Annotated in this window: 12 protein-coding genes; 11 read left to right on the top strand and 1 reads right to left on the bottom strand. The window is 50.3% G+C overall.

Annotated elements, in window-relative coordinates:
- Positions 1-150 precede the first annotated feature (150 nt).
- The 7 genes from OIK42_RS17500 (at position 151) to OIK42_RS17470 (ending at position 5,122) form a co-directional block, all read left to right on the top strand.
- Positions 151-516, top strand: a complete 366-nt coding sequence (locus tag OIK42_RS17500; protein ID WP_273642381.1) for a hypothetical protein — start codon at positions 151-153, stop codon at positions 514-516.
- A 98-nt stretch (positions 517-614) separates the two neighbouring features.
- Positions 615-1,214, top strand: a complete 600-nt coding sequence (locus tag OIK42_RS17495; protein WP_273642380.1) for a DUF2726 domain-containing protein — start codon at positions 615-617, stop codon at positions 1,212-1,214.
- A 192-nt stretch (positions 1,215-1,406) separates the two neighbouring features.
- Positions 1,407-2,111, top strand: coding sequence for a 5'-methylthioadenosine/adenosylhomocysteine nucleosidase (locus tag OIK42_RS17490; RefSeq protein WP_273642379.1), 705 nt, complete (start codon positions 1,407-1,409; stop codon positions 2,109-2,111).
- Between the two features lie 23 nt (positions 2,112-2,134).
- Positions 2,135-3,088, top strand: a complete 954-nt coding sequence (locus tag OIK42_RS17485; RefSeq protein ID WP_273642377.1) for a cobalamin biosynthesis protein — start codon at positions 2,135-2,137, stop codon at positions 3,086-3,088.
- Positions 3,085-3,951, top strand: a complete 867-nt coding sequence (locus OIK42_RS17480) for a cobalamin-binding protein (protein ID WP_273642376.1) — start codon at positions 3,085-3,087, stop codon at positions 3,949-3,951. The genes OIK42_RS17485 and OIK42_RS17480 overlap by 4 nt, the downstream gene beginning before the upstream one ends.
- A 201-nt stretch (positions 3,952-4,152) precedes the next feature.
- Entirely contained in the window at positions 4,153-4,548 is a 396-nt protein-coding gene (locus tag OIK42_RS17475; RefSeq protein ID WP_273642375.1) for a DUF2721 domain-containing protein, read from the top strand.
- Positions 4,532-5,122 (top strand): GNAT family N-acetyltransferase, encoded by a 591-nt coding sequence (locus tag OIK42_RS17470; protein WP_273642373.1) that lies wholly within the window; start codon positions 4,532-4,534, stop codon positions 5,120-5,122. Before OIK42_RS17475 ends, OIK42_RS17470 begins: the two co-directional genes overlap by 17 nt.
- A 99-nt stretch (positions 5,123-5,221) precedes the next feature.
- Here OIK42_RS17470 and tyrS read toward each other — a convergent pair whose 3' ends face one another.
- Complete coding sequence (tyrS, locus tag OIK42_RS17465) at positions 5,222-6,421, bottom strand: tyrosine--tRNA ligase (protein WP_273642372.1); 1,200 nt, start codon at positions 6,419-6,421, stop codon at positions 5,222-5,224.
- A gap of 186 nt (positions 6,422-6,607) precedes the next feature.
- On the opposite strand from tyrS, the gene OIK42_RS17460 reads away from it, so the two are divergent.
- The 4 genes from OIK42_RS17460 (at position 6,608) to OIK42_RS17445 (ending at position 11,490) form a co-directional block, all read left to right on the top strand.
- Positions 6,608-7,924, top strand: a complete 1,317-nt coding sequence (locus OIK42_RS17460; protein WP_273642371.1) for an OapA family protein — start codon at positions 6,608-6,610, stop codon at positions 7,922-7,924.
- Between the two features lie 3 nt (positions 7,925-7,927).
- The gene (locus OIK42_RS17455) at positions 7,928-9,052 is read left to right on the top strand and encodes an anhydro-N-acetylmuramic acid kinase (protein ID WP_273642370.1); all 1,125 of its coding nucleotides are present in this window, start codon (positions 7,928-7,930) and stop codon (positions 9,050-9,052) included.
- A 213-nt stretch (positions 9,053-9,265) separates the two neighbouring features.
- The gene (locus OIK42_RS17450; RefSeq protein WP_273642369.1) at positions 9,266-10,390 is read left to right on the top strand and encodes an alkene reductase; all 1,125 of its coding nucleotides are present in this window, start codon (positions 9,266-9,268) and stop codon (positions 10,388-10,390) included.
- Positions 10,391-10,530: 140 nt separating this feature from the next.
- Positions 10,531-11,490 carry a D-2-hydroxyacid dehydrogenase gene (locus tag OIK42_RS17445; protein WP_273642368.1) on the top strand — a complete coding sequence of 320 codons (960 nt, stop codon included), beginning with the start codon at positions 10,531-10,533 and terminating at the stop codon, positions 11,488-11,490.
- Positions 11,491-11,546: the final 56 nt, after the last annotated feature.

The raw sequence follows: 11,546 nt of genomic DNA, 5'->3' as shown, positions 1-11,546 counted from the left end.
TTATACCTGCTTCGGTGTTTGCATACTTTAATCTGTAGCACGGCAATTGCGCCACTTCAACGCCTCCCCTATAGTGAGTAAATGAATATTACGACGCTACTGACGATGAATATGCGCTTACGATCAACGCTGTGCGCTATGCTGGCATGCATGAGTATAGCAACATCTTTACATGCTCAGGCCACTACGGCCCCCACCATGCAGCCCAAAATGAGTACTTGCCCGGGGCAGTTTCACGACGTGGTCGTGCACGAGGCGGCAAAACAGTGTCAGCATTTTGACATCGAATTGCCGGCTTCATTAGTGTATTTCGTCTCTACCAGCCCTGCTGCACTGGTCAGCTACTACCTTACACAAATGCCCGAATTATCCCGTCAGGATACCCCTAACGAACGGGTCCTGCTGCTCAACCCAAAGCAAAACGTAAGAATCGTTGTGTCACCCGATGATAACGGCGCCCAAGTCGATATTCTGGTATTAAGCAAACAGGATCACACGCCAGCCACCAGCGAGTAATTGGCACCTTCCTTGCAATTTCTTCCACAAAGATAAATCCAATTCGGTTGCGTCATAAATTTGACAACCGGACAGTTAATCAAGTGTTGAGGAAGATTATGGAACTAGCCATTGTATTATTCATGTTACTGATCGTTGTAACCGTCGGTGCGCTTAAGCTTTCTGATCACGGTGTGAGCTTTCCTTTCCGAAAGAAACCTCAATTATTTACGCAGGTAGAGCATTCGTTTATTAACCTGCTCGAACAGGCGGTTGGCCGTGAATTTCGAATCATGCCTCGCGTACGCTTAAACGATTTGCTGGCAGTACGTGACAGCACTAATAAACGTCAGGCCAGGCAGGCACTGATGCGTGCCGGAGGTAAGCAGCTGGACTTTGTATTATGCCGGCGCGATGACATGACCCCCGTGTTAGCTATTGATCTGGTGCACAAGCAAGGTAAAGAAGGTTACAAAACCCAACGTGACTGGTTTGTCTCCGGTGCCCTAGATGCCGCAGGTATCCCCCACGCTCGCTTTAAGGTGAAATCGGGATATTCTATTGAAGAGGTAAAAGAGTGTATCGAAACCAAGCTTATCCCCTTGCGAAAGCAACAAGCCCGCGTGGCAGCCAGCAAGATGAATCCGCCGGCGCCTAAACGCCCTACCCGGCCGGTGCGCTCCAGTCGCCAGCCCAGTAGCGAGCAGGTTGCCGCCTGATACGGTCAGCGGTATAGGCAGCTACTAATGACACCAGCCGATAAAGCGCAGCATGTCTGCGCTTTTTCATGTGTCGGCATGTATACCCCGGTAGTCATTCATATTACACTTTCGTCAGTTTTAGGTAGACTTAATGCGCTAACAGCTGCGCATTAACGTACTGCTGCTCTCACTTTGATATAAAGGCAAACTATGAAAATTGGTATTCTGGGTGCAATGGATCAGGAAATTGCGCTACTTAAAGAGTCACTCAGCGACATGAGCACCGAGCAACGGGGCCACCTGACATTTTATTCGGGCGCCTTACATGGCGTCGATGTTGTCGTGGTAAAGTGTGGTATTGGTAAAGTGGCTGCAGCCGTGGCCAGCACGATGTTAATCAACCATTATGCGCCTGACTACGTGGTTAATACTGGCTCAGCGGGTGGTTTTGACAAACGCCTGAATATTGGTGATTTGGTGATTGGCGACACCATCGCCCATCATGACGTTGATATCACCCATTTTGGTTACGAACCCGGTCAGGTTGCCGGGATGCCTGCCGTTTACCAATGTGACGAAAGCCTCATTAACGCCGCAGAAACCGCCGCCAATAATGCACTCCATGTTGTCACTAAACGCGGCTTGATTTGCACCGGAGACTCCTTCATTGGCTCCGACGATGCCGCAGCGAAACTGCGCGAGCAGTTTCCGTCAATGAGTGCTGTGGAAATGGAAGGTGCTGCAATCGCACAAACTTGCTTTATGCTCAGTACACCGTGCCTGGTGATTCGGTCGTTGTCAGACATTGCAGGCAAAACCTCAACGGTGTCATTTACTGCCTATCTGGAAAAAGCCGCTAAAAATTCAGCTGAACTGGTCATCAATATGATTGCTCAACTGGCAGATACCAAATAACATCAGACACTATTGCTCCGTTGATGAACACTTTTACGTTGCCGCCCGCACTGACGCTGACAGTGATGATCGCATTGATTGTGATCATCACCGACCGCGTGTGGCGTATTTCGGCGCAGGTGCATCCCCTCACCTTATATCGCCTGCTGGTCATCAATCTGGCGAAGAAAGTGCGCCCGACAGCCAGCTCGCCGGCATTACAACATTATATTAGTGGTTCGCTGGGCATACTGGTACTGACGGTTCCCTTTCTTATTGTCCTTGCGCTCATCATCAGTGTGGCTTATTACCAGTGGTTTTTTGACGCCGTAATTTTATTTATCTGCCTCAACTTTTATCCGGTCAGACGACAGTATAAAAGTGTCATCGCAGCGTTGAGCAATAACAAAAAAATACTGGCGCGGGAACGCCTGAATCAACTTGTTGCCCGGCAAACCACCAGATTGTCGGACATTGGTATTGCCAAGGCTGCCATCGAAGCCTATTTACTGCGCTTTTTGCAGCAGTTTATCGGCGTCCTGTTTTGGTATTTTCTGCTTGGCCCGCTGGCAGCCCTGAGCTATCGGTTATTGCTCGAATTTCGCTGGCAGTGGCATCGCAAAAACATCGGCAATAAGTATTTCAGCCTCCCCGCCTATTGGTTAACCCAGTGTTTGATTGTGCCGCCTTATTGTGTGGGCGCAATACTGCTCGTGCTTTGCACATCGCCGCTGGACGCAATCCGGGCCTGTTGGCAAGCCAGGCAACGCGACCTTACGTCGTTATTACTGGCTTTGTTTGGCGGCGGTATGGGGATCACCCTTGGCGGACCGGCAATTTATGACAACATTACATACCGTCATACCCGCGTTGGCGGCGCTCGTCAGGTGCGTTTATCTGACCTCACTTTTACCCTAAGGGCTATCAATCGTGCTACCTGGCTACTGGTTACCTTACTAACCTTGTTGCTGTTAGTATTTTGGCAGTTAAAACTATGAAATTATTTAACTATTTACTGGCGAGGCCATGGAATTGGTGTTTCTTGCTGGTATGCATACCGCTATCGGTGAATGCCGGTCAGCGTATTGTTACCTTGTCACCGCATCTCACAGAGTGGGTATACAGTCTCCAGTCAGAGCAGCAGCTGGTAGGGGTTAGCGCCTACAGTAACTATCCCGACGAAAACATCTCATTACCTATAGTGGCCGATTATCAGGGCGTTGACTTTAGTGCTTTACTGGCGCTGGAGCCCGATTTAGTGCTGGCCTGGGGCGGCGGTAATAAACCGCAGGATATCGCCCGCTTAAAAAGCCTTGGCATAAAGGTTTATGTCTCACAACCACAATCGTTGGAAGATATCGCAACCGAAATAAACGACGTCGCAGAACTGCTCGGTAAATCGGCTCTGGCGCAGCGATTAACCACTGATTTTCTGCACAGCCTGCAACAAACCCGTCAGCAATACAGTGAACAAAGCAGGGTTAATGTCTTTTACTACATGTGGAGCCAACCACTGATGACCATTGGCCAGGGGGCCTGGGCTAATCATGTGCTCAGTGTCTGTGGTGCCAGCAATATCTTTAATGACTCGCCGATTGACTACCCGGAAGTGTCTGTTAAGCAGGTATTGCTGCGTCAACCACAACTATTAATTGCCGCCAGCGACCAGGAAGTCCCGGCGTTAGAGCAGTTTTGGGCGGGCCACCGCGAAGTGATAACGGCACCACTGATTACCGCTAATGGTAATGCCTTACATCGCTTTACGCTGCGCATAACCGGTGCAATCGACTCGCTTTGCCACAAAGTCAACCAGTACCGTCAATCCAGTCCACAGCACGCGGATGATGCACAGCCAAAGTGATTTATCATCACACCACGCGGTTGCGCCGCGCTCAACGCGCTCGCGGGCGCATTGGTGCCGTGGTTTACCGCCTGACTATTTCGACGTTACCAAAGGTTGCAAGCGCAATGCCAGTATCAAGCCTTAAGCATTACTACTGGCGTAGACACAAGGATGATTTCGCGGCATCATTGTCGCCATTGTTGCAGCACTGACTACTTTATGACTATAGATATTGCCACGCCGGCCATGTTGTTCCCGGCGATTTCTTTATTGCTACTGGCTTACACCAACCGGTTTCTTACCCTTGCGTCATTGATCCGCCATTTCGATAATGGCGAAAACAATGAAAACACCCAGGCGCAAATAAAAAATCTGCGAAAACGTATTCATTACATAAAGCGAATGCAGGAAACCGGCGTATTCAGTTTTTTCTTGTGCGTGTTATCGATGCTGGCTATCTACCTTTCTTACCAGAACGCAGGGAACTGGTTATTTGCCGCCAGCCTGATCTTTTTGCTCTACAGCTTGTGGCAATCCGTGCTGGAGATTCGAATCTCACTGGACGCACTTGATGTACATTTAAAAGGAATTGATCTGGGTGGCAAAAAAAAGTAACGCCGACATTCAGTACACGGCGCTGACACCGGCACATTTTGCCGAGGTATTAGCGCTGGGTAACCGTGTGCAGGGTGATGGCTATCTGAATCAGCATAATCTCACAGAGTATTATGAGCGGGGCTTAAAAGACGGTGTTAATGCCAGCATTGCCGCGTTTCATAATGACCGTATGGTTGGTTTCAGACTGACCTTCGCACAAGGCCAATGGGATATCGATAAATGGAGCACGCCAACAGCCTGGCAGGTCGACCCGGCGACGGTGTGCTACTTTAAATGCAACACGGTCGACCCGGCTATGCAAGGTTATGGCATAGGCTCAACACTGCTTAAATGTGCTGTCGACAGCACCAGACAACAAGGGAGTACCGCAGGGTTGGCCCACATATGGCTGGCTAGCCCCGGCAACAGCGCCTTTCGGTATTTCAGTAAAAATGGCGGCCGCCTGATTAAAGAACATCCCAACAAGTGGCAACATGCGGCGCTCTATGAAGGCTATGAATGTCCCGCCTGTGTGCAATCCTGCGAATGCGTGGCGGCGGAAATGCTACTGCGGTTTGACGACATCAGCTAACCCAAACCGCGCTTGCTGATTTGGATTAGTTGATAGTGATTAGGCAAACATGCTGGTTGCTTTTTAAGTGCTCAGCAGTTATGCCCCCGGGTGTTATTTTCAGGCGAGTGTAATGCGGGCAAACTTACGTTTTCCCACCTGATACACACTGCCTCCTTTTTCGGTTAACACCATACGGGTATCGGTAACCTTTTCGCCGTTAATTTTTACCGCGCCTTGCTTAATCATTCGCAACGCGTCAGACGTTGACCCCACTAAACCGGCTGTTTTGAGCAGGTTACCAATGGCAATTTCACCGTCAGTCAGGGTAATGGTCACTTCGGGCATTTCATCAGGAATGGCGTTTTTCTGAAACCGTTGAATAAAGTCCTGGTGTGCTGCTTCGGCGTCATCTTCGCTGTGAAAGCGCGCAATGATTTCTTTTGCCAAACTAATTTTGATATCACGCGGATTAGCGCCTTCAGCCATCTGCGCTTTTAAGCGGGCAATCTCTTCCAGTGGCTTAAAGCTTAACAAATCGAAATAACGCCACATCAACTCGTCAGAAATCGACATGATTTTACCGAACATATCATTGGGTGCATCGGTGATACCAATGTAGTTGTTCAGTGACTTCGACATCTTCTGCACGCCATCAAGGCCTTCCAGTAATGGCATCATCAACACAACTTGTTGCGCCTGACCCTGCTCTTTTTGCAGTTCACGGCCCATTAAAAGGTTAAAACGCTGGTCGGTGCCGCCCAGTTCTACGTCGGCTTTCAGAGCGACGGAGTCCCACCCTTGTACCAGAGGATACAAAAATTCATGGATCGCAATGGGCTGGCCATTGTTATAGCGCTTTTTAAAATCATCACGCTCGAGCATTCTTGCTACAGTCTGGCTGGCAGCAAGTTTAATCATGCCGGCTGCACCCAGCTTATTCATCCACTCAGAATTAAACCGGATCTCGGTTTTATCGGCGTCGAGAATTTTAAACACCTGATCCTGATAGGTCTGGGCATTGGCCATGACCTGCTCCTGAGTCAGCGGCTTACGGGTAACATTTTTACCCGTTGGATCGCCAATAAGGCCGGTAAAGTCGCCGATCAAAAATACCACTTTATGACCGAGCTGCTGAAAGGCACGCAGTTTATTGATCAAGACAGTATGGCCCAGGTGTAAATCTGGCGCGGTAGGATCAAAGCCGGCTTTAATGGTCAGTGGTTTGCCTGATTTTAGTTTTTCGATCAGGGCGTCTTCGGGCAAAATTTCATCGGCCCCCCGTTTAATTTCAGCCAGCGCTGCTTGCCAGTCACTCATTTCATTGGTTTCCATCTAACTTCGGTTCTGGGCGGGCATTTTACGCCCGCTAGGGGTCTATTTAAACCCTTTATCTGTTTTATCACGCAAAGGCAGCCAAAAATTGCCCTCAAGCGACAATTTTTACCCTGAATTCACTCAATTACGCTGGCATATCCGTGATGAAAACGCTATTCTCGGCATGTTATGAAGAAGAATATGCATCCTCAGTTACTCACTGATTTATTTAAGCAAATGCCGCGGCCGCACCGTATAGGTCTGATTGCCGCCAGTGCATTTATTGGTTTAATGATTGCCCTTCCTTCTGAAAAGGTGGAAGCGTCGCGTCATACTGAATCTCTTATTCTGGAAACGGGCAAGCGATATCCCTTGTCGCTGACTGTGCCGGAAACCACCAAGGAGTTTGTCTACGACGATGAGCCTTTGTGGCAAACCTTTACGGTTAAAAGTGGCGACACACTGGCAAAAATTTTCAAACGGGCCGGCCTCAGTGCAAAAGATACCTATGCCGTTAGTCACGCCGGTGAACAGGCAAAAACCCTGGTAACACTGTTACCGGGAGACAAGCTCGACCTTAACGTGGTGGACAACCAGTTTTTCGGTCTTCGCTATGCGCTTTCGCCCACCGACACCCTCTATATTGAGCCCGCGAAAGACAACTTATCGCTGATTTCCCGTATCGACAGCAAGCCTGTGGAAGTGCGTCATAATTTTGCCCAGGGCGAAATCACGTCGAGCTTTTGGAATGCAGGCATTACCGCAGGGTTAACCGATAACCAGATAATGCATCTGGCCGGCATTTTTGGCTGGGATATCGACTTTGCAATGGAAATCAGAGCCGGTGATACCTTTAATGTGGTCTTCGAAGAGCGCTACATTGACGGCGAGTTTGTCGGTTATGGTGATATCGTCGCGGCCGAGTTTATCAATCAGGGTGAACAGTTTCAGGCTATCCAGCATAGTGACGGCAACTATTACACCCCGGAAGGTCGCAGTATGCGCAAGAGTTTCCTGCGTGCGCCGATTAATTTTAAATACGTTAGCTCAAATTTCAGTAAAGCACGCTTTCACCCGGTTCAAAAACGCTGGAAAGCGCATCGCGGCACCGATTACGTCGCCGCCCGTGGCACGCCGGTGATGGCAGCGGGTAATGGTAAAGTCATTAAGTCTGCGTACGACAAATACAACGGCCACCATGTATTTATTCAGCACGGTGAAAAGTACACCACTAAGTATTTACACTTTACCAAGCGCGCCGTTAAAAAAGGCGACATTGTTAAGCAGGGACAAACCATAGGCTACCTGGGCAGCACTGGTTTAGCGTCGGGTCCGCATGTGCATTATGAGTTCCTGGTTGATGGCGTGCACCGTAACCCACGCACAGTGGACTTACCCAAAGCCTTGCCTATCGACGAAAGCCAGCGCGAAGCCTTTATGCAAATTGCAGAGCATCGTATGGCACAGTTAAACACTTCGCGGCGCATTATGCTGGCCATGCAATAAGCCATGGCCTATTTTATTGGCGTGATGTCGGGCACCAGTATGGATGGCGTGGATGCCATCCTCGCCGATATAACCACTCAGGCAACCGCGCCAATTGCCGCAACCCACGTTGCATACCCGCCTGAACTACTCTCCTTGCTTCATCAGCTGTGTGACACAACCCCAAATGAAATTAATCTGATGGGACAGGCTGACCGCCTGGTGGCAACAACATTTGCCGATGCGGTGAATAAATTATTGCTTGAACAGCATCTTTCACCCGCCGACATTATGGCTATCGGCTCCCATGGCCAAACTATTCGCCACTACCCTAACGGAGCGCCGTCTGCCACGGGGAGCACCGGCTTTACACTGCAAATCGGCGACCCGCACACCATAGCGGCACTCACCGGCATTGATGTGGTAGCCGATTTTCGCCGTAAAGATATCGCCTTTGGTGGGCAGGGGGCGCCACTGGTACCGGCGTTTCATGCTGCACAGTTTGCCGCCGAAGGGCGCCACCGGGTGATTGTTAATATTGGCGGATTCGCCAATATTACCGTACTGCAGGGCACCGATCGCGGCTTGATTAGTGGCTTTGATACCGGGCCTGGCAATGTATTAATGGATGCCTGGTGCCAGTTGCATTGCAACCAGCCCTTTGATGAATCGGGCACCTGGGCGAGCCAGGGTGTGGTAAATGAACCGTTGCTCAATACTTTGCTGGCTGATCCCTATTTTAGCCAGACGGGGCCCAAAAGCACCGGTCGAGAATACTTTAATCTTAAATGGCTGCAGCAGCATCTGGCGGCATTCCCGCCTATCGAACCAGTTGATGTGCAAGCCACAATATTAGCCCTGACCGCCACCACCATTGCCGACGCCATTAATGCCTTACCTGCTATACACGAGTGTTATGTCTGTGGAGGTGGTGCTTTTAATCAATGTCTGATGACCCGGTTAGACAGGCAGTTACCCTCTGTTTCGGTTGCTCCGACAACGGCGCTTAAGCTTCCCCCGCAATGGGTAGAGGGCGTCGCTTTTGCCTGGCTTGCCTGGGCTTATTTACATCAGGTTCCGGGCAATGTGCCATCAGTAACCGGCGCCGAACGGGCGGTGGTTTTAGGTAGTTTTATTCCGGCTGGTTGAGCGCAATACCAGATATTCGCAGCCTGTAACTCTCGTTGATTGTTGCCACTGTGGTCACCACTCTTTTTACACTCTTATTGAATTCGACGTAGCCACCCCCATTTCTCCTGTATTCAATGGCAACACGCCAACAATCTAAATGCGGCTTTTATGCGTATCTTACGCCGGATAATTAACAACGACGCCGTAACCAAGGCAACCCAAGGAGTATCTGTGTCCGAATCGAATCTTTTTTCTACTATTAACTGGGCTGGTACTGAGCTTAACAACAGAATGGTGCTCGCCCCTCTCACTCGTGGACGCGCTGGTCCAGACCGCGTGCCAAATACGATTATGGGCGATTACTACACCCAGCGCGCATCGGGGGGTTTACTGATCAGTGAAGCCACAAGTATTTCGCCCGAAGGCAATGGCTGGGTCGATGCCCCGGGTATTTATACTGACGAAATGGTCGCCGGTTGGCGTAGTATCACCGACAGAGTGCACAAAGCCGGCAGTAAAATGATCCTGCAAATGTGGCATACAGGCCGTGCTTCCCATAGTGACTTTCATAACGGCGAATTACCGTTGTCGGCCTCCGCCGTGGCCATCAGTGACGGCAGTGAAATCCATACGAGTACAGGTAAAAAAGCCTTTGAAGTGCCAAAGGCCATGACCGCAGAGGATATCAAGCGGACGGTTGAGGATTATCGTCAGGCAGCAGTAAATGCTAAAGAAGCAGGCTTCGACGGCATCGAGGTGCACGCCGCCAATGGGTATCTCATTAACCAGTTCTTAGATAGCCGCAGCAACCAGCGCGACGATGACTACGGTGGCAGCCTGGAAAACCGCTATCGTTTTTTTGCTGAGGTACTGCAAGCTGTGCTTACGGTTTGGCCGGCACAAAACGTTGGCGTACGATTATCGCCCAACGGCGTTTTCAATGACATGGGTGCCGATGACTACCGTGAAACCTACATGTTTGTTGCCACCCGACTGAATGAACTGAAGTTAGGTTACTTACATGTCATGGACGGCCTGGCATTTGGCTTTCACGAACGTGGTGAGCCCATGACATTGAAAGATTTCAGACATGTATTCGATGGTATGTTGATCGGTAATTGCGGCTATGACAAAGACACGGCTGAACAGCGGATCGCCGACGGTGATGCCGACATGATAGCCTTTGGCCGCCCCTGGATCACAAATCCTGATTTACCTGTCCGCTTTAAACACAATTACCCGCTGGCGCCTTTTGACGATCCGAGTCAATGGTATGGCGGTGGTCGTGAGGGCTACAGCGACCATCCCGATTACCAGGCAGAAAGTGGTAAAAACGACGTTGCAGCCATAAGCTAACCCCACGGCGCGCAAACACGTGAATGCGTGTTTGCGCTGACAGCAGCCCCATTGTATTAATTCGCCTCAGCGCCATGCCGCCATAATCATGATATGCTCTGAAGCACAGATTGTTTAATGAAAGATGCTAAGCGTTTGTTATGGTGAAGCCCGCAACCAGCCCCTGGCGACTGGCTATTTTAAGTCGCGATTGTAAAACCTACGCACGACTGCTGACACCGCTGCTTCCCGATTGTGTGTCGATACGTTGGTGCAGCGACCAACCCGCAGATATCCAGACTCCTCAGGTCCAACTCATGCTCGGAGACCCGGATCTGCTGGTACAGGTCATAAATGACTGTCATAACGTAGCATGGGCGCAGTCGACCTGGGCGGGCAACGCCCCGCTGTTAAGAGCGCCAAAGCGCGACTATCAACTCACTGGTGTGAAAGGTATCTTCGGCCAACAAATGCGCGAATATGTGTTTGCCTACCTGCTTTATTTTGCGCGCAATATAGCGGGCTTTAAGCAAGCGCAAGACGCTGGCGAAAACAAATGGCAAGCGCCCGAATACAACGCCCTGGCCGGACAAACACTGGGCATAGCCGGTGCTGGCCACATTGCCTCGTCAGTTGCCAGCGCTGCAAAGGTATTTGGTATGCAGGTTATCGGGCTTAATCGCAGCGGTAACGCTAGCAATGAATATGACGCGGTATTTACCCCCCACCAAAAACTCGACTTTGCGCGCCGCTGCGATTATGTAGTGAGTTTATTACCCGATACACCCGCCACACACAAGTTTATCGATGCGCCCTTTTTAGCTGCCATGCCTGAGCACAGTGTGCTGATTAACGCCGGACGCGGGGTTGTTATTGACGACGACGCACTGATTGCGGCGTTAACTCAGGCGCACATCCGCGCTGCGGTTCTTGATGTATTCATTGAGGAGCCATTGCCGGACACTCACCCCTACTGGACACTGCCTAATACTTACGTGACGCAGCATACCGCGGCTATTTCAAAGGAGTCAGACGTGGCGATGGTTTTTCATGACAACTTACAGCGATGGCTCAATGACACGCCGCTCAACTATGTTTTTGACTTTGATAAAGGCTACTAACATTACCGGTAGCCCTATCAGCCAGTGTTGCCCCGGCAAGTAATGACGCATAACAT

Origin of the sequence: Alteromonas gilva (assembly GCF_028595265.1) — a bacterium.
In the GTDB taxonomy this organism is placed as follows: domain Bacteria; phylum Pseudomonadota; class Gammaproteobacteria; order Enterobacterales; family Alteromonadaceae; genus Alteromonas; species Alteromonas gilva.
Note: the sequence above shows the minus strand (reverse complement) of the source record. Positions and strands in the feature narration are given on the sequence as shown.

Excerpts from the sequence above, each read along its gene's own strand:
- OIK42_RS17500 (WP_273642381.1), top strand. The coding sequence starts at position 151 with ATGAGTATAGCAACATCTTTACATGCTCAGGCCACTACGGCCCCCACC.
- OIK42_RS17495 (WP_273642380.1), top strand. The coding sequence starts at position 615 with ATGGAACTAGCCATTGTATTATTCATGTTACTGATCGTTGTAACCGTC.
- OIK42_RS17490 (WP_273642379.1), top strand. The coding sequence starts at position 1,407 with ATGAAAATTGGTATTCTGGGTGCAATGGATCAGGAAATTGCGCTACTT.
- OIK42_RS17485 (WP_273642377.1), top strand. The coding sequence starts at position 2,135 with ATGAACACTTTTACGTTGCCGCCCGCACTGACGCTGACAGTGATGATC.
- OIK42_RS17480 (WP_273642376.1), top strand. The coding sequence starts at position 3,085 with ATGAAATTATTTAACTATTTACTGGCGAGGCCATGGAATTGGTGTTTC.
- OIK42_RS17475 (WP_273642375.1), top strand. The coding sequence starts at position 4,153 with ATGACTATAGATATTGCCACGCCGGCCATGTTGTTCCCGGCGATTTCT.
- tyrS (WP_273642372.1), bottom strand. The coding sequence starts at position 6,421 with ATGAGTGACTGGCAAGCAGCGCTGGCTGAAATTAAACGGGGGGCCGAT.
- OIK42_RS17460 (WP_273642371.1), top strand. The coding sequence starts at position 6,608 with ATGAAGAAGAATATGCATCCTCAGTTACTCACTGATTTATTTAAGCAA.
- OIK42_RS17455 (WP_273642370.1), top strand. The coding sequence starts at position 7,928 with ATGGCCTATTTTATTGGCGTGATGTCGGGCACCAGTATGGATGGCGTG.
- OIK42_RS17445 (WP_273642368.1), top strand. The coding sequence starts at position 10,531 with ATGGTGAAGCCCGCAACCAGCCCCTGGCGACTGGCTATTTTAAGTCGC.